General features: G+C 50.2%; 24 protein-coding genes and 1 tRNA gene. 5 read left to right on the plus strand and 20 right to left on the minus strand.

Annotation, left to right across the window (positions count from 1 at the left end; translation table 11 throughout):
* Window positions 1-40 precede the first annotated feature (40 nt).
* From GQ51_RS11035 to GQ51_RS11095, 13 genes are all read right to left on the minus strand, one after another.
* Window positions 41-1,447, minus strand: coding sequence for an alginate export family protein (locus tag GQ51_RS11035; protein ID WP_047552940.1), 1,407 nt, complete (start codon window positions 1,445-1,447; stop codon window positions 41-43).
* 66 nt (window positions 1,448-1,513) lie between these two features.
* Window positions 1,514-2,335 carry an ABC transporter ATP-binding protein gene (locus GQ51_RS11040; protein ID WP_235276214.1) on the minus strand — a complete coding sequence of 274 codons (822 nt, stop codon included), beginning with the start codon at window positions 2,333-2,335 and terminating at the stop codon, window positions 1,514-1,516.
* Between the two features lie 39 nt (window positions 2,336-2,374).
* A complete protein-coding gene (ntrB, locus tag GQ51_RS11045) occupies window positions 2,375-3,298 on the minus strand; it encodes a nitrate ABC transporter permease (RefSeq protein ID WP_047552943.1) in 924 nt (307 codons plus the stop codon).
* A gap of 31 nt (window positions 3,299-3,329) precedes the next feature.
* On the minus strand, window positions 3,330-4,529 hold the full coding sequence (locus GQ51_RS11050; protein WP_235276234.1) for a CmpA/NrtA family ABC transporter substrate-binding protein: 1,200 nt from the start codon (window positions 4,527-4,529) through the stop codon (window positions 3,330-3,332).
* 351 nt (window positions 4,530-4,880) lie between these two features.
* Window positions 4,881-5,459 (minus strand): ANTAR domain-containing response regulator, encoded by a 579-nt coding sequence (locus GQ51_RS11055; protein ID WP_047552946.1) that lies wholly within the window; start codon window positions 5,457-5,459, stop codon window positions 4,881-4,883.
* A gap of 362 nt (window positions 5,460-5,821) precedes the next feature.
* The gene (ychF, locus tag GQ51_RS11060; protein ID WP_047552949.1) at window positions 5,822-6,907 is read right to left on the minus strand and encodes a redox-regulated ATPase YchF; all 1,086 of its coding nucleotides are present in this window, start codon (window positions 6,905-6,907) and stop codon (window positions 5,822-5,824) included.
* A 146-nt stretch (window positions 6,908-7,053) separates the two neighbouring features.
* Window positions 7,054-7,632, minus strand: a complete 579-nt coding sequence (gene pth, locus GQ51_RS11065; RefSeq protein ID WP_047552952.1) for an aminoacyl-tRNA hydrolase — start codon at window positions 7,630-7,632, stop codon at window positions 7,054-7,056.
* A 92-nt stretch (window positions 7,633-7,724) separates the two neighbouring features.
* A complete protein-coding gene (locus GQ51_RS11070) occupies window positions 7,725-8,336 on the minus strand; it encodes a 50S ribosomal protein L25/general stress protein Ctc (RefSeq protein WP_047552956.1) in 612 nt (203 codons plus the stop codon).
* Window positions 8,337-8,434: 98 nt separating this feature from the next.
* Window positions 8,435-9,370, minus strand: a complete 936-nt coding sequence (locus GQ51_RS11075) for a ribose-phosphate pyrophosphokinase (RefSeq protein WP_047554175.1) — start codon at window positions 9,368-9,370, stop codon at window positions 8,435-8,437.
* Window positions 9,371-9,495: 125 nt separating this feature from the next.
* Window positions 9,496-9,572 (minus strand) — tRNA-Gln (locus tag GQ51_RS11080).
* A 20-nt stretch (window positions 9,573-9,592) separates the two neighbouring features.
* Window positions 9,593-10,477 (minus strand): 4-(cytidine 5'-diphospho)-2-C-methyl-D-erythritol kinase, encoded by an 885-nt coding sequence (gene ispE, locus GQ51_RS11085; protein WP_047552960.1) that lies wholly within the window; start codon window positions 10,475-10,477, stop codon window positions 9,593-9,595.
* A gap of 123 nt (window positions 10,478-10,600) precedes the next feature.
* Complete coding sequence (gene lolB / locus GQ51_RS11090; protein WP_235276215.1) at window positions 10,601-11,257, minus strand: lipoprotein insertase outer membrane protein LolB; 657 nt, start codon at window positions 11,255-11,257, stop codon at window positions 10,601-10,603.
* A 19-nt stretch (window positions 11,258-11,276) separates the two neighbouring features.
* Entirely contained in the window at window positions 11,277-13,070 is a 1,794-nt protein-coding gene (locus tag GQ51_RS11095; protein WP_235276216.1) for a tetratricopeptide repeat protein, read from the minus strand.
* Between the two features lie 401 nt (window positions 13,071-13,471).
* Here GQ51_RS11095 and GQ51_RS11100 point away from each other — a divergent pair, with 401 nt between their 5' ends.
* The 5 genes from GQ51_RS11100 to mutM all read left to right on the plus strand — a co-directional run bounded on the left by GQ51_RS11100 (window position 13,472) and on the right by mutM (window position 18,764).
* Window positions 13,472-14,425 carry an ABC transporter ATP-binding protein gene (locus GQ51_RS11100; protein ID WP_047552965.1) on the plus strand — a complete coding sequence of 318 codons (954 nt, stop codon included), beginning with the start codon at window positions 13,472-13,474 and terminating at the stop codon, window positions 14,423-14,425.
* Window positions 14,426-14,466: 41 nt separating this feature from the next.
* Entirely contained in the window at window positions 14,467-15,213 is a 747-nt protein-coding gene (locus GQ51_RS11105) for an ABC transporter permease (RefSeq protein WP_047552968.1), read from the plus strand.
* Between the two features lie 175 nt (window positions 15,214-15,388).
* Window positions 15,389-16,774, plus strand: a complete 1,386-nt coding sequence (locus tag GQ51_RS11110) for a GldG family protein (protein ID WP_047552971.1) — start codon at window positions 15,389-15,391, stop codon at window positions 16,772-16,774.
* A 51-nt stretch (window positions 16,775-16,825) separates the two neighbouring features.
* Entirely contained in the window at window positions 16,826-17,722 is an 897-nt protein-coding gene (locus GQ51_RS11115) for a DUF4340 domain-containing protein (protein ID WP_047552974.1), read from the plus strand.
* Between the two features lie 217 nt (window positions 17,723-17,939).
* Window positions 17,940-18,764, plus strand: coding sequence for a bifunctional DNA-formamidopyrimidine glycosylase/DNA-(apurinic or apyrimidinic site) lyase (mutM, locus tag GQ51_RS11120; RefSeq protein WP_047552976.1), 825 nt, complete (start codon window positions 17,940-17,942; stop codon window positions 18,762-18,764).
* Between the two features lie 76 nt (window positions 18,765-18,840).
* Here the strand turns inward: mutM and GQ51_RS11125 are convergent, their stop codons facing one another.
* The 7 genes from GQ51_RS11125 to GQ51_RS11155 form a co-directional block, all read right to left on the minus strand.
* Complete coding sequence (locus GQ51_RS11125) at window positions 18,841-19,506, minus strand: FRG domain-containing protein (RefSeq protein ID WP_047552979.1); 666 nt, start codon at window positions 19,504-19,506, stop codon at window positions 18,841-18,843.
* Window positions 19,507-19,678: 172 nt separating this feature from the next.
* On the minus strand, window positions 19,679-21,148 hold the full coding sequence (locus GQ51_RS11130) for a sodium:solute symporter family protein (protein WP_047552982.1): 1,470 nt from the start codon (window positions 21,146-21,148) through the stop codon (window positions 19,679-19,681).
* Window positions 21,149-21,185: 37 nt separating this feature from the next.
* On the minus strand, window positions 21,186-21,632 hold the full coding sequence (locus GQ51_RS11135; protein ID WP_088178132.1) for a DUF2147 domain-containing protein: 447 nt from the start codon (window positions 21,630-21,632) through the stop codon (window positions 21,186-21,188).
* Between the two features lie 16 nt (window positions 21,633-21,648).
* On the minus strand, window positions 21,649-23,199 hold the full coding sequence (gene ubiB / locus GQ51_RS11140) for a ubiquinone biosynthesis regulatory protein kinase UbiB (protein ID WP_047552985.1): 1,551 nt from the start codon (window positions 23,197-23,199) through the stop codon (window positions 21,649-21,651).
* Between the two features lie 17 nt (window positions 23,200-23,216).
* Window positions 23,217-23,825: a ubiquinone biosynthesis accessory factor UbiJ gene (locus GQ51_RS11145; RefSeq protein ID WP_047552989.1), complete on the minus strand. Its 609-nt coding sequence runs from the start codon at window positions 23,823-23,825 to the stop codon at window positions 23,217-23,219.
* Complete coding sequence (ubiE, locus tag GQ51_RS11150) at window positions 23,825-24,565, minus strand: bifunctional demethylmenaquinone methyltransferase/2-methoxy-6-polyprenyl-1,4-benzoquinol methylase UbiE (protein WP_047552992.1); 741 nt, start codon at window positions 24,563-24,565, stop codon at window positions 23,825-23,827. The genes GQ51_RS11145 and ubiE overlap by 1 nt, the downstream gene beginning before the upstream one ends.
* 12 nt (window positions 24,566-24,577) lie before the next feature.
* The gene (locus tag GQ51_RS11155; protein WP_047554182.1) at window positions 24,578-24,958 is read right to left on the minus strand and encodes a gamma-butyrobetaine hydroxylase-like domain-containing protein; all 381 of its coding nucleotides are present in this window, start codon (window positions 24,956-24,958) and stop codon (window positions 24,578-24,580) included.
* Window positions 24,959-25,067 lie beyond the last annotated feature (109 nt).

Below are 25,067 nucleotides of genomic sequence, written 5' to 3' on the forward strand. Positions count from 1 at the left end.
ATAGTGGCTTTAATGGCACAGGATGTCGCAGGGCGTTGTATTAGAACGTGTACATGCCGGTTACCCAGACGATTTCTTTGTCGCCTTTGCGCGCTGCGCTGGTAAGGCTGCCATAAACATCGGATTCGTTGAATTTTGCGTATTCAAGTTTGCCGCTGATCTTGTCAGTAAATGGATACATGACGCTGGCATCGAACTCGGTGCCGTATTTATCGCCAAGCTTGCCGATGGACTGGAATTTCTCATCGGACTTGAATACATGGTATTCCGCCTGCAGCTTGGCTTTGCCGATACTGCCGGCAACCGTGACGAATGTGTCTTCAATGCCCTGGCGCGGGGTCGCCAGGAAGTGGTCAGCCCAGCCCTGGAACAGGTGGTTTGTACCCAGCGGGGTCTGGAATGCATATTTGCCGTTGTTGCTGGAGAGCTTTTCCTGGTCGATCCTGACTGACCAGGTGTTGTACATCGCGCCGCCGCCTAGTTTGTAGTAGTGTGCGTCAATCAGATCGTTACCGTCTTTATAGTCAGACTGTTTGGCATATTCAGCGGTATAGAGCACTTTCCAGGTGGCGTCGATGGCACGTACGCCATCCAGGCGCAGGCCGAATGTTTTTGAGCTGGCGTCCGTGGTGGCTGTCTTGACCAGATCCTGGCTGGCACCCAAGCCATTGCCGCCTTGCGCGGCAATGCCATCGGCAAGCGGATTGCCGTTGTTCTGCCCCAGGTTTGCAACATCGACCAGGTAAGCGTAGCCCACCAGTGACTCGCTAGGCGAAATACGGTACTTGGCGTTCACGATTTCGATATCGCCCTGACGCAGTTCTGTGTTGATCTGGCGCACCTGGTCAAAGTGTGCAGCGAAGATTTCCGTATCCGGAATGCTCTTGTTCAGCACGGATACGCCGTCAAACACCTGCATGTTCTGGCGGAAACCGATGTCGCCGATGAAGCGCACATTGTCCAGGTTCACCTGCTGGCGGCCAAGACGCACCCTGGTGTTCTTGATGCCGGTCCAATCCAGGAACAGCTGGTTCACATCGGTAAAGCTAGGGTCTACGATATTGGCGTAGTTTGCCTTGCCCGGTTCGCTCAGGTTCTCGCGGCGGTCGTTAAAGTTGTGGTTGAATTCATGCACGTCCGTGAGTTGTGCGGCAAAGCTGAAATTGTGGAATGGGGCAGTCTGCCAGCCGATCAGGCTGCGCAGTGTAAAGGCATGGGTGTTGTCTAGCTTTTGGGTGCCATTGGGTGCCGGCTGGAATGCTTCCTGGTCGATAGACTCATAGCGCAGGCGGAAGTTGGTCATCGGTTTGCCATCTTTGATCGATTCCAGAAACGTATATTCTGCTAACGGTTCTTCTTCCGCATAGGCAGATTGTGCCATACCGGAAATTGCCATCGTGACGCAGGCCAAGATGATGTTGAGTTTGAATGAAGCATTTGATTTCATGATTACCCCTGGTATTTATAAAATGTGAATTGGATTCTTATACGGGCTACGGCTGTAGCCCGTTTTTTAAGCAGCCTTTTTGGCATGGCGTTCATACAGGAAGCGCAATACCTCGCTGCGCAGATGGTTGTATTCCTGGTCTTCGGCCAGTTCCAGACGCGCCCGTGGACGGGCCAGATTGACGTCCAGGATTTCGCCGATGGTGGCTGAAGGGCCGTTGGTCATCATGATGATGCGGTCTGAAAGCAGCACTGATTCATCGACATCGTGCGTGACCATGACTGCGGTGCAGCCGGATTTCGCCATGATCTTCATGAGCTCATCCTGCAGGTTGGCGCGAGTCAGCGCATCCAGTGCGCCAAATGGCTCATCCAGCAGCAGTACTTTAGGTTCCATTGCCAGTGCCCGCGCAATGCCAACCCGTTGTTTCATGCCGCCTGAAATTTCGTTAGGGCGTTTTTCGGCAGCATGTGTCAAACCCACCAGTTCCAGCGCCGCATGGGTGCGTGCTGTCAGCTGGGCTTTGATTTCGGTGCCGAAAACCCGTTCCACTGCCAGGTAGATGTTTTCATAACAGGTCAGCCATGGCAGCAGCGAGTGGTTCTGGAACACGACAGAGCGCTCAGGGCCGGGGCCGGCGATTTCGCGCCCGGCACAGAACAAAAAGCCTGAAGTGGGCTGCAGCAAACCTGCAATCAGGTTCAGCACGGTTGATTTTCCGCAGCCTGAATGCCCGATAATTGAGATGAACTCGCCTTCGCGAATGTTCAGGTTAATGTTTTTAAGCGCGTTGAACTCACCTTTTTTGGTGGTGAATGTCATGTCTACATTCTCAAGCTGCACATATTTGGCTGCGTTTGCTTTTTCCGGCATAGATGTGTTTTTCATAATGATTCCTGGTCAGTAACTGTCAAAAAGATAACGGGACTATTCGTAGCTGAATCTTTTAGCGATCTGCGTGAGCCCGAACTCAAGCAGCAAGCCGACGACGCCTACAATGAAAATCGCGATGATGATGTGTTCAACATTCAGGTTGTTCCATTCATCCCACACCCAGAAGCCGATGCCAACGCCGCCGGTCAGCATCTCGGCCGCAACGATCACCAGCCATGCCACGCCGATGGAGAGGCGTACGCCTGTCATCATGTAAGGCAGCGCGAACGGGAACAGTATTTTCGTGAAGATTTTCCATTCGCTCAGGTTGAGCACTTTCGCCACGTTCATATAGTCCTGCGGCACTTTGCTGACACCGACGGCAGTGTTGATGATCATCGGCCAGATCGCTGAAATGAAGATGACCCAGATCGCAGCAGGGTTGGCCGCTTTGAACACGAGCAGGCCGATTGGCAGCCATGCGAGCGGGGATACCGGTTTCAGCAGGCTGATGACAGGTGCCGTCATACGGTTTGCGAACTCGAAACGGCCGATAATGAAACCGACAGGGATGCCGATCAAAGCCGCCATGCCAAAGCCCAGCGCAACACGTTTTAATGAATTCAGGATGTTCCAGCCCACTCCCATGTCATTCGGGCCATTGCTGTAGAACGGGTCGCTGAACAGTTCAACCGCTGAATGCCATGTTTTCAGCGGGGTTGGCAGGCTGGGGGATTGATAAGAGAGCAATGTCCACACCGCTAACATCATCAATATGCCAAATGCCGGAGGCAGCAGCCATTTAATGAAGTGATGGATTTTCAAACCAAGTTTCGCGGTTTGCCTTGTGACAGACGCCTTGTCGGTAGCCGTCACGTTATTTGCCGAGTTAGGCATTGCTGATTCTTTGCTGACAACTGTTTTTTTGCTTTTCATGATGACTTTTAAGCTTTCCTTGCTGATGCTGGTCGCGCTCATAAATGATCCTTAGTGATGGAAGCTTGAATCGTTAAGCTTTGATTTTGAAAGAAGCTGCGTATGCGGCCGGGTTCTTGCCATCCCATACCACGCCGTCTATCAGCTTGCTGGTACGCATCGGGTCTTTAGGCACGCTGATGCCGAGCTGCGATGCCGCTTCCGAGTAAAGTTTGATCTGGTTGACCTTGGAGGCAACGCCAAGGTAATCCGGGTCTGATTTGAGCAGGCCCCAGCGTTTGTGCTGTGTCAGGAACCACATGCCGTCCGACAGGTAAGGGAAGTTGACTGCGCCGTCACCATAGAACTTCATGTAGTTAGGGTCTTTCCATTTCTTGCCGATACCATTGTCGTAATCACCGACAAAACGGCCACCGATCACATCTTCCGGTGCATTGACGTAAGCCTTGCCTGAAATGAGTTTTGCGACTGAAGCACGGTTTTCCAGCGCTTCGATATAACGGCAGGCATCCAGTATCGCCATGATCATGGCGCGGGTCGTGTTCGGGTGTTTTGCAACGAACTCGGCTGTCGTTCCCAGCACTTTTTCAGGATGGTCGGTCCAGATGTCCTGTGTCGTGGTGACGGTATAGCCTACTTTGTCGTAAATGGCGCGTGCATTCCATGGTTCGCCTACGCAGTAGCCATCCATATTGCCGATACGCATGTTGGCAACCATCTGCGGTGGCGGCACGACGATATTCTTGACATCTTTGATCGGGTTGATGCCGTTGGCGGCAAGCCAGTAGTTCAGCCACATCGCATGTGTGCCGGTCGGGAATGTCTGCGCAAAGGTGTAGTCGCGGTTTTCGTTGTCGAGCAGGCGTTTGAGGCTGCGGCCGTCTTTTACGCCTTTTTCCTTGAGCTGGTTAGCCAGCGTGATCGCCTGGCCGTTGTGGTTCAGGCTCATTAATACGGCCATGTCTTTCTGCTGGCCGCCTATGCCTAACTGCACGCCATATACCAGCCCGTACAGCACATGTGCGGCATGCAGTTCACCGTTCACTGTCTTGTCGCGGATCGCTGCCCAGCTTGCTTCTTTGCTGGGTGTGATTTTGATGCCGTATTTTTTATCGAAGCCCATCTGCGCTGCTACCACGATCGGTGCGCAGTCCGTAAGCGGGATAAAACCGATTTTAATTTCAGTCAATTCAGGGGCATCGGAACCGGCCGCCCACGCTGCACTACGGATGCCGCTGGGTACCATGTTCATCAAGGTGGCAGCGCCAAGCATGCCGGTGATGCTGTTTCTTAAAAAATCACGGCGTGCATTATTCACGATGATTTCCGGTTGTGCCTGTGCTTGTGTTGGGGCAGGTACTTTTTTATCTTGCTCACTCATTTTCAACTCCTTAAAAAATTACAAAAAACAATCCATCTGAAAACATTAAAAAAAGGCAATAAAAAAAGGCAATAAAAAAAGGCGTCAATCCGGCTGAGGCTATACTCAGCAGGAAAGACGCCTTTGTCTTGAATTTATGTATGCTCAATCTTTGAGCCACTTTTATGCCGTCATTGGCACTAAAGTGTTTACATTCAGTTTTTTTGACTTAGCCCATCGTTGGCTCGGTCAATATGCTATCGGTCACACTAGCAGCAGTTTTGCCGCATTCATCAGTTCATTCGCCAGATCCTTTATTTTAATATTTCTTTGCATCGCCATGCTTCGCAGCATATTGTAGGCTTGCTCTTCGTCCAGGCCGCGTTGTTTCATCAGCAGCCCTTTTGCACGTTCAATCAGTTTTCTTTCATTCAGCCTGTCATTGGCTTCATTCAGTTCTTCACGCAGCAGCTTGAATTCATCAAAACGTGCGATCGCCGCATCAATCACCGGCCGCAGCCGTTCATTCGGTATGCTGCCAACTACGTAAGCGCTGACACCGGCACGCGTGGCCTGCTTGATCTGCTCTTTATCGCCATCATGCGTAAACATCACAATAGGGCGCGGTTCATGCATCGTCATGACGCATATGTTTTCCAAAGTGTCGCGACTAGGCGATTCGGTATCAATGATGACAATGTCAGGCCGCAGTTCGCAGCAGGCTTTGTCCAGATTGACCGTATCCTTAAGGTGTGCGATCACCTCGTAACCGGAATCAAGTAGTGATTGCTTTAACGGTGTGGTGCGCTCTAGGTCGTTATCAACAATCATTACTTTTAACATTGCAGCTCTTTAATACAATTTTATTAATAAAAAGCAATTGTCGTGCCATCGTTTGTGTTGTTTTTAAGTGATTGAAAATAAATGAAAATTCTCATGGTTGGTGTTAACCCCATTATTTTTATCGCAATGCATGTATGCACAGTATAAGTGCGGATGCACTACTAAAGATTTATGGCCTGCATGGTTAAGTGGCTGTGAGTTGATATGATGGGCGGCTGTCTGCGGTGCATGATAGGGTGCGCACAGCCGGGCAGCGCAGTCAGGTATTTGCTGCGGGTGACAGTTTTTTTGGGAAAGCTTTGGGAGGGATGTAATGCCAGCCGCATTTTCATGTGGCTGGCTGTGGGTGGTATTGCGAGTTGTTAGACGTTAAACCTGAAGTGCATGACATCGCCATCCTGCACGATGTATTCCTTGCCTTCCAGACGCATTTTTCCGGCTTCTTTTGAGCCTTGTTCGCCTTTGTTTTTCACATATTCGTCATAGGCAATCACTTCAGCACGGATAAAGCCGCGTTCAAAGTCGGTGTGGATGACGCCGGCAGCCTGCGGTGCGGTGGCGCCTTTTTTCACGGTCCAGGCGCGTACTTCCTGCACGCCGGCGGTGAAGTAGGTCTGCAGGCCGAGCAGGTCATAAGCGGCACGGATAACGCGGTTAAGGCCTGGTTCTTCCTGCCCAAGTTCACTTAAAAAGAGCAGCTTGTCTTCGTCATCCAGCTCGGAGATCTCGCCTTCGATTTTGGCGCAGATGCATACTACAGGTGCATTTTCCGCTTTGCCGAGTGCCATGACCTTATCCAGGTGCGGGTTGTTTTCAAAGCCTGTTTCATCCACGTTGGCCAGATACATCACAGGTTTTACCGTGATCAGGCACAGCGGTTTGAGCAGTTGCAGTTCATCGGCATCCAAACCCAGCGTGCGCACGGCTTTGGCTTCATTCAATGCGGGCAGCACTTTTTCCAATACAGCCATGAGCGCAATCGCGTCTTTGTCGCCGCTTTTGGCTTTTTTGCCTTCGCGCTGCATGGTTTTTTCTACGGTTTCCATATCGGCCAGCGCCAGCTCGGTGTTGATGACTTCAATATCCGACAGCGGGTCGATCTTGTTGGCAACATGAATGACGTTGCTGTCTTCAAAGCAGCGCACCACATGGGCAATGGCATCGGTTTCGCGGATGTTGGCCAGGAATTTATTGCCTAAACCTTCACCTTTGGAAGCACCGGCTACCAGGCCTGCAATGTCCACAAATTCAACAATCGCAGGCTGAATACGCTGTGGTTTGACGATATCTACCAACGGCTGCATGCGTGGGTCAGGTACCTCTACAATGCCCACGTTAGGCTCGATGGTGCAGAATGGGTAGTTTTCTGCAGCAATGCCTGCCTTGGTAATTGCGTTAAACAGGGTAGATTTGCCTACGTTAGGTAAGCCTACAATTCCACATTTCATATTTTTTCCAGTCTGTCTTTTCGTCGATTACTGCGTTGTCTGCGTCTTCATTGCCTAGCCGTACTAATGTACTGCCTTCGGCAATTCATCCTTGCCGCCTTGTACTCAACAAAAATACAGGCGGAAAAAGGGTGTTGTTTGTATAACTATTTCTTGGTGTGCAATTTTAACATCGCACCTTCAAAGTCACCATTGAGCAATTGGCTTGTGACAGCCACGCTGTCATCAATGCATGCATTAATGGCATTCTGTTCATCTCTTGATGGTGCCTTTAGCACAAAGTTAATAACTTCGTTTCTGTCGCCAGGATGACCGATGCCCAGGCGCAGGCGCCAAAAGTCAGCGGTGCCCAATGCCGCGGTAATATCTTTCAAACCGTTGTGGCCGCCATGGCCGCCGCCTTTTTTAAGCTTTACGGTGCCAGGGTTCAAATCCAGTTCATCATGGATCACCAGAATCTGAGCCGGCGTGATTTTGTAATAATTAGCCAGCGCCGCTACGGCTTTGCCGCTTGCGTTCATAAAAGTAGTTGGTTTCAGCAACCATGTGTCGGCAGTTGGCGCGAGCTTACCGGCCAGGCCAAAGAACTTGGCATCTAGCGCCAACTTGCTGCCGCTTGCGGCGGCGAGTTGATCCACCCACCAAAAACCTGCGTTGTGGCGCGTGGCTTCGTATCTGTCGCCAGGGTTGCCCAAACCTACCAGTAATTTAATTCCGCTAGTCATTTATATTTGATTACTTTGTTTGCTCATTGCACAAATGAAAAACGCGCACTTTACTGAATAAAGCGCGCGTCATTTTCATGCAGCTTTGTAACTTAAGCTGCTGGAGTTTCTTCTGCTGCTGCTTCTGAAACACCACCGCGTGTTTTAGCGATAGATGCTACAGCTGCGTCATCACCGTGAGCCAATTGTACGAACTCAACGCCTTTTGGCAATTTGATTTGTGACAAGTGGATTGAGTGACCCATTTCCAGTTTAGCAACGTCAATTTCGATGAACTCTGGCAAGTCTTTTGCCAGGCAGCTAACGTCAGCTTCAGTCTGTACGTGAGCAACGATACCGCCGCCAACTTTAACGCCAGGCGCGATGTCAGCATTGATGAAGTGGAAAGGCACTTTAACGTGGATTTTTTCAGTTGCGCTTACGCGTTGAAAGTCGATGTGCTGGATAGTGTTACGCACTGGGTGCATCTGGAAGTCACGTAATAATACGCTTTCTTTTTTGCCGTCAACGATCAGGCTTAATACTGAAGCGTGGAAAGCTTCATGACGGAATTGCATGAACAGGTCTTTACCGTTGAATTCCAGTGTCACAGCTTCTTTGCCACCACCATATACTACACCTGGCACTGCGCCAGCACGACGTAGACGGCGGCTCGCACCCGTACCTTTAACGTCACGTTTTACTGCATTGATTTCGATAGTCATTTTACTGCTCCTAAATTTACTACTAGGCTTTCGAGGGCCTTACTGCACAAAAACTGCTTTCCGCGACCAGAAAGCAGGGTTGAAATTTTTAATACAAATTAATCCATGAACAGTGAAGAAACAGAATCTTCACAACTGATTCTACGGATGGTCTCAGCCAATAATTCCGCTGCGCTTAATTGGCGAATTTTCTTGCAATTAGCAGATTCAGCCTGTAGCTGGATCGTATTGGTCACAACCAGTTCATCCAGTTCTGAACTCATGATGCGTTCCGCTGCGCCGCCTGATAATACCGGGTGTGTCGCATAGGCAACCACTTTGAGTGCGCCGTGCTTTTTAAGTGCGGCAGCCGCTTCACATAGCGTGTTGGCGGTGTCTACCATGTCATCCATAATCACGCAGGTACGGCCGGCAACATCACCGATAATGTTCATGACTTTTGCCACGTTCGGTTTTGGACGGCGTTTGTCGATAATCGCCAGGTCTGAACCCAATTGTTTTGCTGCGGCACGCGCACGCACCACACCGCCAACGTCAGGGGAAACCACTACCAGGTTTTCATGGTTCTGTTTCAGCAGGTCGGCCAGCAGAATCGGTGTTGCGTAAATATTGTCTACAGGAATATCAAAAAAGCCCTGGATCTGGTCTGAGTGCAGATCCATGGTCAGTACGCGGTTAACGCCAACGCCTGTCAGCATATTGGCTACAACTTTGGCTGTAATCGCAACGCGCGCTGAACGAGGGCGGCGATCCTGGCGTGAATAACCCAGGTAAGGGATTGCTGCGGTGATACGGCCGGCAGATGAGCGGCGTAGCGCGTCTACCATCACCATGACTTCCATCAGGCTGTCATTGGTAGGCTGGCTGGTTGATTGCAGGACAAATACGTCACGGCCACGTACGTTTTCGAGCAGTTCGACCATGACTTCGCCATCGCTGAACCTGCCGACATCGGCGCGACCAAGTTCAATGCCCAGGTGGGTAGCAACTTCTTGTGCAAGCACTGGGTTGGCGTTGCCTGTAAAGACCATCATGTTGCCGTTAGACACCATTTGATTTCCTATCGTGCCGGCCTGCTTAATGTGCCAGCAGAAACTAAAAAAGCGGACTAAAAAATAAAAGCGTGTAAATCAAAGAATCTACACGCTTCTAAAAATTCTGGCTGGGGAAGAAGGATTCGAACCTTCGCATGCCGGAATCAAAATCCGGTGCCTTAACCAGCTTGGCGACTCCCCAATATTTAATCAGCATGATAATTAAACTAAAAGTCCAATTAAAGGGTGCTGATTCAACCCTTTTGCAACAAAGCCACGCACTGAGGCAGGTTTTTCATTGCATATTCTGTTTGCAATCTCTTCATTGGCCACTTCTAAAAAAACCGAAGCGCCTGAGCCGCTCATTCTAGCATCACCGTATTGTTTAAGCCAGCTTAAGCAGTCAGAAACTTTAGGATAAAGGCTGCAAACAACTTTTTCCAGGCTATTTATAAATTCAGTTTTGATGTTTCCACCATCCGAATCAGTAGCGTTTAATTGCGCTACCCCCGAAAAGGTCGACATTATCTGGGGATTCGAGTTCTTTGTCAATTGCTTATTCGCAAAAATTTGCGCGGTCGAGACATGGACATCCGGAGTCAGCACTACATAATAAGCATCACGTAATCGGATAGGCTGCAGCTGTTCGCCGATACCTTCTGCCCAAGCATTTGTTCCGTAAATGAAAAACGGCACATCAGCCCCCAGTTTCAGCCCTAGCTCCAGCAATTCCTGGCGTGACAGGTTCAGCTCCCAGAGCTGGTTCAGCGCCAGCAGCACGGTGGCAGCGTCAGAACTTCCGCCGCCCAAGCCGCCGCCCATAGGGATATTTTTCTGAACCAGGATTTCTACGCCGCGTGTGCAGCCGGTATGCTGCTGCAATAGTTTTGCGGCACGAATGCACAGGTCATCACCTTCAGGCACGCCTGGCACATCATTGGCGCGCTTTATGGCTTTATGGCCGGTTGGTTTTAAATAAATGGTGTCGTAATAATCCAGCAGGCGAAATACCGTCTGCAACAGGTGATAGCCGTCGGCGCGCTGGCCGACAATGTGCAGGAACAGATTGATTTTTGCCGGAGCCGGAAACGCTTGGAAATCTTGCATGGGTGATATTGCGCAGCCTGGGTTGGGTTTGAATGAGTGCTTAATTTTAATGTAATTTTATTTTAATGTGGTTTTTTCAGGCGTCTGTTTTAAAGGAGGCATGGCTTGTGTATTGAATGAATTTCAGTGTGCGGGTTCATTCCACGTTTCTACCAGCAGCTTTAAATTCAATTGGTCGCTTTTCAGGAAAATCTTGCCAGGCAGCATGTAGGCGCCTTGTTGCCGGTAATTGTCATATTCAATTTTCCAGCCATCCTGCTCCAGGTTGGTAAGCAGGCCTTGTTCGTTCCAGGAGCTTTTCTGAACCGGGCCCAGTGTCGGGCGCCCGATGGACCAGTCTGCAAGGCCGGTCAGCGGTAGTTTCCAGCCGAGGGTTATCTGGGTGAGGGTTTCCGCGTCTGCTGCCGAATAATATTTTCCGCTCGAATCCGTGAGTGTGACCTGCTCCGTAGTCCTGGTGATGCTGGCAACCTGGCTGCCTAACGGTGAATACAGGTTGATGTCATCACCGGTGCGGTTGTGCTGCCATTGCAGGCTGCCTGAAAAGCCCTTGCTGTTCGTTTGCACGCCGATACGGCCCTGCAGGGAAAATTGCTCTATTGTTGCGAGCTGCGCTAAATGTCTTGCCCGGAGCTCTTGCGCCGCGCTGCTTTGCCCGGTTTGATTGGCGGTCATGGTCGCGCAGCCGGCAAATGCAGCCATTAAGCCAAGCAGGAGCAGCGCGCGAACTGCTGGTATCGGATAGGCGGCTGCCCGAAATGCCCTGGTAAAGATACTCACGGATGCTGTCTACTCAAGGTCAGGATTTGAATTTATTGGCAGTCGTGATTAAAACTTCGTTGTCCGGGTCAATGCTTAAGGCATCATTCCATATTTTTTTAGCTTGGTCATGACGGCCTTTGAGCCATAGCGCTTCACCCAGGTGAGCTGCGATTTCCGGATCGGGGTTGATGTTGTAGGCTTCCTGCAGATACTGAATGGCTTTATCCAGGTTGCCCTTCCTGAAGTGAGCCCAGCCCAGGCTATCCAGCATGTAGTGGTCGTTAGGTGACAGCTCCAGTGCTTTTTCAATTAGTGTGATCGCTTCGTTCAGCTTGATATTGCGGTCGGCAAACGAGTAACCCAGCGCATTGTATGCCGCTGCAAAATCAGGTTTTTCGGCAATCGTTCTGCGCAGTTCTGATTCCATGAGGTCGAATTTCTTCAGGCGCTCCGCTGCCAGCGCATAGTCGTACACCAGCTCTGGCGTATTGGGCAGGTTCTGAACCGCTTTCTCAAGAAGTTCGAACGCTTCCTGGTCACGTTTGGCCCTTGCCAGAATGGAGGCCTGCGATTGAATGACGATGATCTGCTGTTCTGTGTTGAGGTCCATCAGTTCATCCAGTATCTCAATCGCTTTGTCTGCGGATTGCGTGCGTGCGACCAGGTTGGCAAGGCTAAGCTGTGCTTCAAGGTAGCGTGGGCCTAGCGGCACTTTTTTATACCAGTCGGCCGCAGCCTCATTCTGGTTCAGTTTTTCTGAAGTTTGCCCCATGTAAAGGTTCAGCTGGTCAATGTCCTTGAAATCCATTGCCAATGCCTGCTGGAAGTAATTCTGCGCCGATACGTAATCGGCAGACTGGTAGGACATCAGCCCCACGACAGCAGTGACGTCCGCAAGGTTTTGGGATGAGTTGCTTTTGGCCTGCTCGATAATGAGCGGGAACTCTTTCTTGGCTGCTTCAAACTGTTTCTGGTTGACGAGCAGTTTCGCCAGGTTAATACGCACTTCGTTGGATTTAGGGTGCGACTTCAGGAATTCATAATAGTAGTCAATAGCCGCTTGTGGTGATTTGCGATACAGGATCTGGCCTTTGAGCAGCGCGGCAATATCCCATCCGGCGTGCAGGGTTTCGGCTTTGTTGATAGCGGCGAGGGCAGTGTCATCTTTGTTCGCGATCCATGCTGCCTGGGCTACTGCAAACTGCGCTTCAGCTGAATCGGGGTAGGGTTGTGCCAGGAACTGCACGAGCTCCAGCACCTCGGCTTTGTTCGGGCTGCGGTTCAGCAAGGTGTTCATGTACAAAAAGCCGCTGGCACGGGTTTCTTCTTTTGCCAGCAGTTTTGACAGGTAAGGTTTTGCATCATCAAGCCTGCCGGTTGCAATCAGCATTTCTGTCATGGCCTGCTGTGCCTCTGTAGAATCCGGGTCAAGCTCAGCCCAGAGTTTGATGGCAGGCACTGTCAGGTTGGTGATGTTACCGTAGGCTGCTATTTTTGCGGCACGCTCGGCCAGGCGTGCGTCTCTTTCTGTTTTTGCCAGGTCGTAGAATATCGCACCGGATGTGCTGATGTCGCCGCGCTGCCCGGCTACCTCGCCTACCAGGTATCGGTATATGAATTCAGGGTTCAGTACAGACTCCGTGTCGTCGGCCACCTGTAAACCGCCATCGGATGCCATCGCGATTGAACCCTCATCAATGTGCCTGTTTGCTGCGCAGCCGTTAAGCACCAGTAAGCCTGCCGATAGCAGCATCCACAACATCGGGGCTGCCAGCAGGGTGCTCTTTTTGATTGAAATATTTGTTTGTTTTGATTTGATCATTGGGAGCATAAGGTCGATTTGGGTAGGGGTTGTTTTAGTATTATTGGGTTTGCTGTTTACAGTTTCAATGATTGATATGCGTGTCTAAAGAATGAAAAAGTCATTTTCAATATATCGTTTTTTAAAAGTACCGCAAGCCGTCCTGACTTGCGCTGCCTGGTACATCATGTGTTCGGGGATTCCTTTAATAACACTGTATGATGCACTGGTATTTCTTAGTCCGTGACAGCAGTCGCAAGTTCCTACATAATTATGTGTTGACTATAACGCAAGTCGGGTGAACTTTCCAATAGACTTGAAGCCCATAGCTTGAAGTCTTGCCGATAGGCTTGTTGTTGTGTAATGGCGGGCCTCAGGCTTGCTTGTATATATATTTAGTATTTAAACCAATGTTTCAAGATTGAGTGGCTATGAATAATTTTACAGTAGAGGCAATCGAACTTACCCGGCTTTATGGCGGCAGGGAAGCGGTGAGTAATGTGAATTTCACCTTGAGCAAGGGTGAGGTTCTTGGTTTCCTTGGCCCGAACGGTGCCGGCAAATCAACCACGATGAAAATGCTTACAGGTAATCTGGCCCCCAGCAATGGCAGCGTAAAAATCTGTGGTATAGATATGATGGAAAACCCCAAGGAAGCGAAAGCGCTGATCGGGTACCTGCCGGAAATGCGCCCACTGTACAAAGAGCTTACGGTGGATGAGTACCTGACGATGGCCGCCCGGTTGCATCGCGTGAATTCAAAGCATATCAGGCAGGCAGTCGAGACTGCAAAAGAACGCTGCGGTTTAGGTCACATGAGCAAGCGCCTGATTGAAAACCTGTCTAACGGCTATCAGCAGCGCGTAGGCATAGCGCAGGCGATCATTCATCGCCCGATGGTCGTGATCCTTGATGAACCTACCGTTGGCCTTGACCCAATCCAGATTCGCGATATCCGTGCCTTGATCCGCGAAGTCGGCGGTGAGCATAGTGTGATTATTTCTACGCATATCCTGCCGGAAGTGGAAATGGTCTGTGACCAGGTGCAGATCATTGACAAAGGCCGGCTGGTGTTTAACGGCTCCATTGATGTGCTCAAGCGCCAGCGCATAGGTAACAAGCTGCTGGTAGGTTTGCACCGCGCGCCGGATACAGCAGAGCTGCTTAAAATTGATGGCGTATCAGAGGCTGAAGTGTTACCGAGCGGCCTGATCCGTGTTCGATTTGAAGATGGCGCCACTCCGGCAGAAGCTATCGTGCAGACGGCGGTTCAGCAAAACTGGGGCCTGCATCATATCGCTCCTGACCAAACCAGCCTGGAAGATGTGTTCATGCAGCTGACCTATCAGGAACAGTTGGTTTCTCCAGAGCAGACCACTGCTTAATCTCAGGCTAAATGATGCAATCGGATATTTAAGGTTTATTTATGATTATCAATGTAGCAAGAAAAGAATTAAAAAGTATGTTTGCCTCGCCAATGGGCTGGGTAATCCTGTCTTTACTGATGTTTGCTTTCGGCACGCAGTATCTCAATGGTGTGAATGACTACTTTGCCGTGATGTCAGGGGCGATGCGCCCGGCCGAGCGTACCGGGGTGACGCAGTTTGTAGGCCAGTCTGTGTATGGCCTGGCTTCGTTCATCATGCTGTTTGCGGTGCCGCTGCTGTCTATGCGCCTGATTTCAGAAGAACGCCGCAGCCAGACACTGCCTTTCATGTTCAGTGCGCCAATCTCGCTGACTGAAATCGTGGTGGGTAAGTTTTTAGGGCTGGTTGCCTTTTTAAGTATACTGATCGTCTTTATCGGCGTGATGCTGAGTACGCTCAATATCTGGTCTGATATTGATTTTGGCTTCCTGTTCGCCAACTCATTGGGCTTGCTGCTGATGGTGGCTGGTTTTTCAGCGCTTGGTATTTATTTCTCAGGCATGACCCAGCAGCCCGTCATTGCAGCGATCCTTACCTTTATCGCCTTGTTCGCGCTGATGATGCTGGATCGTTTCTTTGCCGGTGACCCAAGCAATATCCTGGGCAGCCTGTCTCTGATGCGGCACTTCCAGTCATTCTCGAATGGTTTGATCGATACTGCCGATATCGCTTACTTTATTTTATTTGCCGTGACATTTTTAACTTTAACCGTGCGTCGCTTAGATGCTGACCGCTTGCGTGGATAGCCCGTATGTTTTACAAACCACGCGTGCTCTCACTTGTCTTTTATTCCGCAGGAAAACTTTGTTCAGTTGGCCGTATGAATAACTACGCCACGCCTTCACAAACTTTCCCTGCGAAACAAAATCCTACGCGATCATCACGCGTATTTACAAAACATACGAGCTTTGGAACTTTGCTATGAATATCAATCGTAAATTACGCTTTCAGTTATTAGTACAAAACTGGTTTTTTGTTGTGCTGTTTTTGATGCTGGTTGTGCTGCTGGGCTACCTTGCCAGCCAGTACCACGTTGCAAAGGACATCACGCAGGCCAACCGCAATATCCTGACGCAAGGCAGCGTGAATGTGCTCAAGCAGATGAAAGCGCCAATCAATATCACGGTGTATGCAACCAAGGATGATGCGTCTAGCGGTGACGTGTTCCGTAAAGGTATCGTGGATTTCTTTGCACGCTACCAGCGCGAGAAAAAGAATATCCATTTAACTTTTATCAATCCGTCCGAAGAGCCGAAGCTGGCGCAGGATGCCGGTGTCAAAACCGACGGCGAAGTGGTGATTGAGTACCAGAAACGTGTGGAGCATATCGTGCCGCCATTTGCCGAGCAAGAGATTACCAATCTTCTGGTCAGGCTTTCGCGTACTAACCAGCAAGCCGTGATGTATCTGGATGGGCATGGCGAGCGTAACTTGATTGGCGTGAAGAATCACGACATCGGCGAATTCGGCAAACAGCTGGAAGCCAAAGGCTTTAAATTTGCCAACCCGGACTTGACTATTGCGCAGCAGGTGCCGAGCAATGGTGCCATGCTGGTGATTGCCAGCCCGCAGGTCGATGTGAGCGAGGTTGAGGCGAAAAAGATCAAGGCGTACCTTGAAGCCGGCGGCAACCTGCTGTGGCTGCTGGACGATGACAATCTGCGTGGTTTGCAGGATGTCGCTGCTTACCTGGGCTTGCAGGTTTCACCGGGCATGGTCATGGATATGGCTTCTGCGCAATACGGTGCCGATGCACGTGTGTCTTTTGCCAGCCTGTATGGCGAGCATGCTATCACCAAGAATTTCATGCTGCGCACCTTGTTCCCGGAAGCGCATGAGGTCACGGCAAGAGGCACCGATGAAAATGGCTGGAAGGTCAGCAATCTGGTTGAAGTGGCACCAAACGGCTGGCTTACTTCTACCAAACTCGCAAAAGATGCGAAACCTGAGTTTAATGAAGCCAAGGACAAACGCGGCCCGATCAACATCGGCGTCGCGCTGGAGCGCACCTATGGCAAAAAAGGCCAGCGTGTAGTGGTGATGGGTAATGCCAATTTCTTGTCCAATACATTCATTACCAACGGCGGCAACCTTGATCTCGGTGTGAATGTGATTAACTGGCTGGCCGGTGACGATAGCCTGATTACCATTCAGCCTATGCCGCTGAAAGACATCAATGTTTCGATTCCGGATACCAGGATGGGTGTGGTCACTGCCTGGACAGTGTTCCACAGCTTCCAGTACTTTATTCCGCTTGGATTCATGATCGTCGGTTTCCTGCTGTGGTGGAAACGCAGAAGAGCTTAAGCCCTGCGGATGGTCCGGATACTCAATCGTCGCTTTACTTGAAGGTGTGGCATGAAAAAACGTTGGATACTCAATTTAATTCTGCTGGCAGTGGTGGCCGGGCTGGTTTCATTTTTATACTTGCGTCCCAAGCAGGATGCTGTGAAACAGGCTGCTTATGAAGTTTCCAGCTACAAACTTGCCGAGTTCAATGCCATTAAAGTTGAGTTCCCGGCAAAAGCTGCGGTGACTTTTGAAAAAGTGAATGGATTCTGGAACCTGACTGCACCTTATAAAACGCGTGCAGATCAGGCTTCAGTGCAGCGCATTCTGGCAATCATCGCGGCCAGCAGCAGCCAGAAGATCGTGACAGACGATTTGCAGAAGTTTGGCTTGCACCAGCCTTCTATCAAGCTCACATTGTTCAGGGATAAAAACAATGCCGAAGAGTTCCTGTTCGGTACATATAATCCGTTGAATGATGAGCAGTATATTTCACATAGAAATACGGTTTACCTGATTTCAAACGATTATGGATCAGCCGCCTCATCGCAGGTGATAGAAATGATCGATAAAGCGCCCTTGAAGCCAACAGAAAAAGTTGCCGGTTTCGATTTCAGCCACCTGGAGCAATGGGAAGAGTCAAGGTTGAACCTTGATCTGGTTGATGGGCAATGGAAAGTTTCTATCGACAAAGCCAAACCTACGCAAAATGAAATGAACGAATGGGCCGATTACTCATGGATCCATACCCGTGCTAAATCGGTAGAACTTTATACCCCTGACCGTAAAGTGACGCATCCTTCATTTGAAGTGAAACTGGCTGATGGCAGCAAGGTGCATTTTGACAAGATTCAGGAGTCTCCGGAACTGATACTGGCGCGCCCTGATGAAGGTTTGATGTACTACTTCCCGCAGGATGAAGGGTTTGTGATGCTGAATCCGCCGATCAATTTGCCTAGTAAATAATTTAAGTTAAAAGCGGCTTGGTTATTAATTAAGAGTGTTCTTACGCAACCAAGGCCGGTTCAGTCTTTAACAAAAATATCAAAAACGTCATTCCGGCGAGGGCCGGAATGACGAGGTGAATTGTCACTTTGTGGCAAGAAAAGGTGCCCTGAGGTACGAAATCTACAGACTATTAAAGATAGTCTCATCCTAATCAATGATCTGAACATAGGTTGCCATGCCAGAACTCCCGGAAGTCGAAACGACCAGAATTGGTCTGATGCCGTTAGTCAATCAAACAGTAGCCAATGTGGTCATACGCAACGCTTCGCTGCGCTGGCCTATTCCGCAGTCGCTGCCGGAGTTGTTGCATGGCCAAACCCTGCGTGCGCTCACTCGCCGTGCCAAATACATATTGGCGCATTTTGACCATGGCACATTGCTGCTGCATCTTGGCATGTCTGGCCGCATCTGCCTGCTGGCGCAGGATGAGCCGCCGCAGAAACATGACCATTTTGACCTCTGTTTCACCAGTGGTCAGGTATTGCGCCTGCGCGATCCGCGCCGGTTCGGCGCTGTACTGTGGGCAGACCAGAACCCGCAGGAACACATGCTGCTGAAAGTGCTGGGGCCGGAACCGCTGAGCGAGGCCTTCACCGGCCAATACCTGTATCAGCATATCCGTACCAGGTCTGCTGCCATTAAAATCACCATGATGGATAGCCACCTGGTGGTTGGCGTCGGCAATATCTATGCGAGCGAATCGCTGTTTCGCGCCCGCATTCACCCTGAAAAGCCCGCTAAAGCCCTCACACTCATTGAGTGTGAGCGACTGGCGGCTGAGATTAAAAACACGCTCACAGACGCACTTGCAGCCGGCGGCAGCAGCCTGCGTGATTTCTTTGGTGCCGATGGCAACCCCGGTTATTTCCAGCAGCAGTATTTTGTTTATGCCCGCGCCAATGACAAAGGCGGTGAGCCATGCCGGGTGTGTAATACGCCTATCAGAATGATCAGGCAAGGGCAGCGTTCAACGTTCTATTGTGAGAGTTGTCAGCGATAAAAACGCTTGCGGTATATGAATAATACTGATGATTTAGCTAAGTAGGGGGGATAAAATCTGCCCAGCTTACAATGACTTAAAACAAGTCTTCAATAATGAGCTTGAGTACAAGTTCCTCATTAAGGTCTTTGCATACTCCATCTACGCCAGGGAATAGTGAGGAATGACTAATTCCTAGCTCTTTGAGTTCACGTCTGATTTCCGTTTTTTCACTTTTTGGAATACTTGTTTTAGTAATCTGTTTTCCGTTTAAAGGTGCGTTTGGTGTGCGTGCATACACGAAGCAACCAGACTGGCCAATAATTCGTTCGGTGATGTGCGGTGGGTAATAAGCGAAGCTGTTTGGCCTATTAAATAAGTTGTCATTACTGACATTTTCGTAGCTTCTGCTGTATTTTGCCGCAATTACTTCACCATCTTTTCCTGTTGTTGGGTCGGAGGCAAAGAACAAGGCAATTAATGGATTACTTGTAAAATCAAGAAGGCGAGTTGGGCATCCATGATGCTGCATAAGACAAAGCCACTCTATGTCTGTTTTTGGATTTACTTTGATGTATGGGACAGCCCTCTTTTTGAAATCTTCCAGAGACTTTATTTCATATTTAACAACTTCTGACCAGTCTCTGGTGAAGTGCCTTCCTATTGAAGGCTTTAGTTCCCATTCATAGTTTGCATGTCCTCGGTAAATTATCGAGTCTCCATGAGTAATATCATTTAAAAATTTAGGAATTATGCGAGACATGATTTATTTTCTCTAATGCAGGGTAGTCTAAATAGAAGCCTAAAATTTTATTTAGCAAGACAGGTAAAAGATATGTTTTATACTGAGTTTAATTTTTTGGATGTTTCTATTACATCTTAAATATAATGAATTATAGAAGTGAGATAAAAATATCATGCTCTAGACATAACTTCTAATGCGGATGCTGCCTGGCTGCATGCTCATGCAGATAGCCGTGCGGGGCGCTTGGGCTGCCGCCGATTTTCTGTGGCATCAGTGAACCTATGAGCATGCCTAGCATGCTTACGCCCAGGCCTATGAGCTGGGCGGGAACCAGGCTTTCTTCACCAATTAACACTTCAATCAATACCCAGGTGGTAATGCCGCCGATAATCGCTGCAAGTGCGCCCTGTGAGGTTGCTCTTTTCCAGAATGCACCGAAGATCAATGGTACAAATGCGCCTGCCAGCGTGATTTTGTAGGCGGATTCCACCATGCCGAAAATAGAGCGTTCCGAGTTAAGTGCGTAAAGCAATACGCATGAGCCAAAGCCGAGCAGGCAGATACGCATGACGCGCAGGAAGCCTTTGTCACTCAGGTGCGGGATATAGCCGCGTACGATGTTTTCGGCAAATGTCACGGAAGGGGCGAGCAGGGTGGCGGATGAGCAGCTCATGATTGCAGATAATACGGCACCGAAGAATATTGCCTGCGCAATAAGCGGTGTGTGCTGTAAGACCAATGTAGGCAATACTTTCTGTGAATCTTCTACGACCAGCTTGCCGAAAAGTGCAGGGTCAATCAGGGTCGCCGCATAAGCGATGAACATGGGTACGAAGGTAAAGCAGAAGTAAACCGAAGCGCCTAGAATCGAACCCCATAGTGCGATTTTTGCACTCTTGGCTGAGGTGATGCGCTGGAATACATCCTGCTGGGGTATTGAGCCCAGCATCATGGTCATCCATCCTCCCAGGAACGTGATCCATACCCAGATGTCTGCGCCTTTGGGGAAAAAGTCCAGTTTACCGGCAGCGTGTGCGTGCTCTATGACCGGGGCGACGCCGCCAGTCATGCCTGATACGATATTGCCGATGTAGAGCAGGCCGCCGATGACTACGATCATCTGAACGAAGTCCAGCACCGCTACGGAAAGCATGCCGCCCAAGGTCGTGTAAGTCAGCACGATCGCGGTGCCCAGTATCATGCCGGCCTGTTCGCTTACCGCGCCATCGGTAATCATGCTGAATATGAGCCCCAGTGCCTTGATCTGTGCGGCTACCCAGCCCAGGTAGGAAATGACGATCGCTATCGTGGTGAGCACTTCTACCGTGCGGTTGTAGCGCATGCGATAAAAGTCACCCAGTGTCAGGATATTGAGTTTATACAGCTGTGTGGAAAAGAAAAAACCTGCAATGATCAGGCACATGCTGGAGCCAAAAGGGTCTGCCGCTACGCCATTCAGGCCTTCTGTGACAAAGGTCGCGGAAACGCCGAATACCGCCTCGGCGCCGAACCATGTGGCGAATACCGTGGCCATGACCACCGGCAGAGGCAGGTGGCGGCCGGCCACAGCGTAATCTTTAGCATTTTTGACGCGCATCGCCGCAACAAGGCCAATGCCAATAGAGATCGCTAGATAGATGACAACAAACCAGATCAGCATGGCTTAAAACTCATAGAAATGTTCAGGATGACGGACGTTATTCAACACGTGTCCAGATTTGTGATCGGCCGATTAACGCAAAACCGATAAACCCCCGGACTTCAAGTTCGTTGCCTGTACTGTCCAGCTTCATCAGGCAGCGATAGGTCTTGCCGTTTTCAGGATCCAGGATTTCGCCGCCCTCGTAATGGCCGTCTTTGAGTTTGATGCCTTTCACGATGGTCATGCCTACAATGCGCTGGCCTTTGCGTTCATCCTTGCATTTGTCGCAGACGGCATCCGGGGTATCGGTGGCCAGCAGGCCTTTTTCTATCACTGCACTGTATTCACCGTTGCTTTCACTGATCCTGACAAGCGAGCGCGGCTTGCCGCTGTTATCGTCTACTGTTCGCCAGAGTCCGGCCGGGGTTGCGCCTGCGGCAAATGCCGCAGAAGCAAGGCTGCTTAAGAAAACGCTCAAAACAATAATCAGTCTGGATTTCATTGTACGTTCCTTTATGTCAGTGGATAAAAAAGGTACTTGCTACTAATATGATTTCTACAACGGCGAGCAGCACGATTGCAATGACTAGCCGTCTCTGCCAGATGGCTTGCAGCTGCTGTGCTACGATCAGTTTCTCAATGGAACTGCGTAGCGGAACATCCAGTTCTGCCTGGTTGGTCTGTGCTAAAAACTGATGTGCTAATCTTGGCATTTCCGGCAATACTTTTGCAATATGCGGCAATTCTTTTTTGACTGTTTTCAAGATCGCACGCCAGCCGATCTGCTCGTTCATCCAGCGTGTCAGGAATGGCTGCGCACTTTTCCATAAATCCAGGTTCGGGTCAAGCTCGCGGCCGAGGCCTTCAATATTGAGCAATGTTTTCTGCAGCATGATCAGCTGCGGCTGGATGATCACGCCAAAGCGGCGCGCCATCTGGAACAGGCTCAGTAAGGTGCGCGCAAACGAAATATCTTTCAGCGGCTTGTCGAAGATCGGTTCGCAAATGGCGCGCACTGCGGTTTCGAGTTCCTCACGCTTGGTGTCGGCAGGCACCCAGCCGGAATCAATGTGTGCCTGTGCCACATCGCGGTAATCACGGTTGAAGAAGGCCAGGAAGTTGCGCGCCAGATAGTATTTGTCGGTATCGTTCAGGGTGCCCATGATGCCGAAATCAAGCGCAATATATTTACCATCGTCGGCTACCTGAATGTTGCCAGGGTGCATGTCAGCATGAAAGAAACCGTCGCGAAATACCTGCGTGAAAAATATATCGACACCATCTACGGCAAGCTTGGGAATATCAATGCCTTTGGCTGTCAGCAGGTCGCGCTGGCTGATGGGCGTGCCGTGCATGCGCTGCATGACCATCACGTCCTTACGGCACCAGTCCCAATGCACATCCGGTACGATCAGCATGGATTTGTCCGCAAAGTTACGGCCCAGCAGGCTGCAATTGGCGGCTTCCAGCGTCAGGTCCAGTTCACTTTCCGTATGGCGCGCGAATTCGGCAACGATTTCACGCGGCTTCAGCCTTTTGGCCTCGGAAGATACGCTTTGCAGCAGCCAGGCCATGGTATCCATCAACCGCAAGTCATGGGCGATGGTTTTTTCAATATCGGGGCGCAGCACTTTTACGGCAACCGGTTCGCCGTGCGGCAAATGTGCAAAATGCACTTGTGCGACAGAGGCACTGGCAACCGGCTCTTCGTCAAATTGTGAGAACAGCGCACTTAACGGTTTGTTAAAGGCGCTGCTGATGATGTTTTCGACTGCAGCAAAAGGGAACGGCGGCACCTGATCCTGAAGCTTTGCGAGTTCGTCCGCAATGTCTGCCGGAACCAAGTCGCGGCGGGTAGATAGCATCTGGCCGAATTTAACAAAGATCGGTCCCAGGTTTTCGAGTGCCAGCCTTAACCTTGCGCCACGCGGCACTGCCTTGCTGCGCCAGAACAGCAGGCCATTCACCAGGCTTTGCAGCGGCTTTAACCGGGGATGGCTGAGGATGAACTCATCCAGGCTGAAACGCAAAGCGATGAAAATAATATAGAAAAGCCGGAAAATGCGCATAAATGATCGGATGCTATCTAGGAAACAGGATTGTTGGGGGCTGGCGGTATATGAAGATTTTTAGCAAGTTTAGCCAGCCGCTTTTCCAGCCGCTCGACATCTGCACGCAGCGTATCTACTTCAGCGTTGAATTGTTCAACATGCCGCTTTTTCGCCAGCATGGGTTTTTCTTCCTGCCAGTATTCAGTCAGCATTTCCGCCAGGTTGGTCACAGTGTCTTTTGCGGTGCTTGCAGTCCGGCGCGTAAATTCACCGATTTTATTGGCAGGTACATCGCCAACCAGCCTGCTCAGGTCATCTTCATAATCCCAGCGTACGTGTGATAGCACCTTGGCCAATGCTGTGGCCAGATGCGTGTCGCCATCTACCTTGACCTGCAGCCTGGCAGATTCATCTTTTGCCATCAGGCGCAATAACAGGCTGGGTGGAATCGTGATGGTGGCGTCAGCAGCGCCGGTTTCGCCGGCGACTGCAAGGCTGCCGTTTTCGAGTATCACCAGCGCGGTCTTGATCAGCACGAAGTTCAATTGCACAGACTGGCCGGCGAAAGGCTGCAATAGCGGCGCAGACCAGGCGTTCTGTGCAAGCAGATGCTGGATTGCATGCGTGGAAACTTCTTTTAGCATCAGGTTTTATACCCTTTGTGCAGGGCCACCACGCCGGCGGCAAGGTTGTAGTAATCCACCTTGCTTAAACCCGCGTCTGTCATCATCTGTTTGAGCGTCTCCTGATCCGGATGCATGCGGATGGATTCAGCAAGGTACTGATAGCTTTCGGCATCTTTGGCCAGCAGTTTTCCCATCAGCGGTAACAGTTTGAACGAATAGACATCATAAGCCTTGGATAAGGGCTGCCATACTTTCGAAAACTCCAGTACCAGCAGTCGGCCGCCGGCTTTGAGTACGCGCTGCATTTCAGCCAGGGCGCGGTCTTTATGCGTCATGTTGCGCAGCCCGAATGCCACGATCACGCAGTCAAAATAGTTGTCCGGAAATGGCAGTTTCTCCGCATCGCATTGCAAGGCTGGAACGTTCAGGCCTGCATCCAGCATACGGTCACGGCCTACGCCCAGCATGGAGGCGTTGATGTCCGTCAGTATGACCTGGCCTTCGGCACCGACTTTCTGCGCAAACAGCTTGGATAAGTCACCGCTGCCACCGGCAATATCCAGCACCCTGTCACCGCGGCTTACGCCGCTGATATTCACGGCGAACCTTTTCCAGCCGCGGTGCAGCCCTGCCGACATGACGTCGTTCATCAGGTCATATTTGTCAGCTACAGAATGAAAAACCTCAGCAACTTTCTTTGCTTTTTCAGATTCTGCAACCGTTTTGAAACCAAAATGCGTATTGTGTTCTGTCGTCATGCTGTTTTTCTCTTAAGCTGTATTTTTTCTTGCGTGGCCTGCTGCACTCAGTTTGCCCAGGTACTCAAGCCATAGCGCTTCATAATTGCTGGCAATGTCATACAGGTAATCCCATGAATATAAGCCTGTGTTATGCCCGTCGGAGAACACAAGTCTGACCGCATAATTGCCAACCGGTTCTATTGCCGTGATGTTGACATCTTCTTTGCCGATCTGCAGTACTTCCTGCCCCGGGCCGTGCCCTTTGACTTCGGCTGAAGGTGAATATACGCGCAGAAACTCGCAGGAAAGCATGCATTCCGTGTTGTTATCGAACTTGATTTCCAGTAAACGTGAGGCCTGGTGCAGTTTGATGTCTACAGGGCGGGGTGAATTAGGGGTTAAACCACTCATAAATATATCGGTTTTTCTGTAAAAATAAGATGATAACAGAATGACTGGCATTGCAGATACTTAGAGGATATTGCCGCTTATGGCAGGAAAATAACCGCTTATCAGAATT

This window comes from Methylotenera sp. G11 (assembly GCF_000799735.1).
GTDB lineage: Bacteria > Pseudomonadota > Gammaproteobacteria > Burkholderiales > Methylophilaceae > Methylotenera.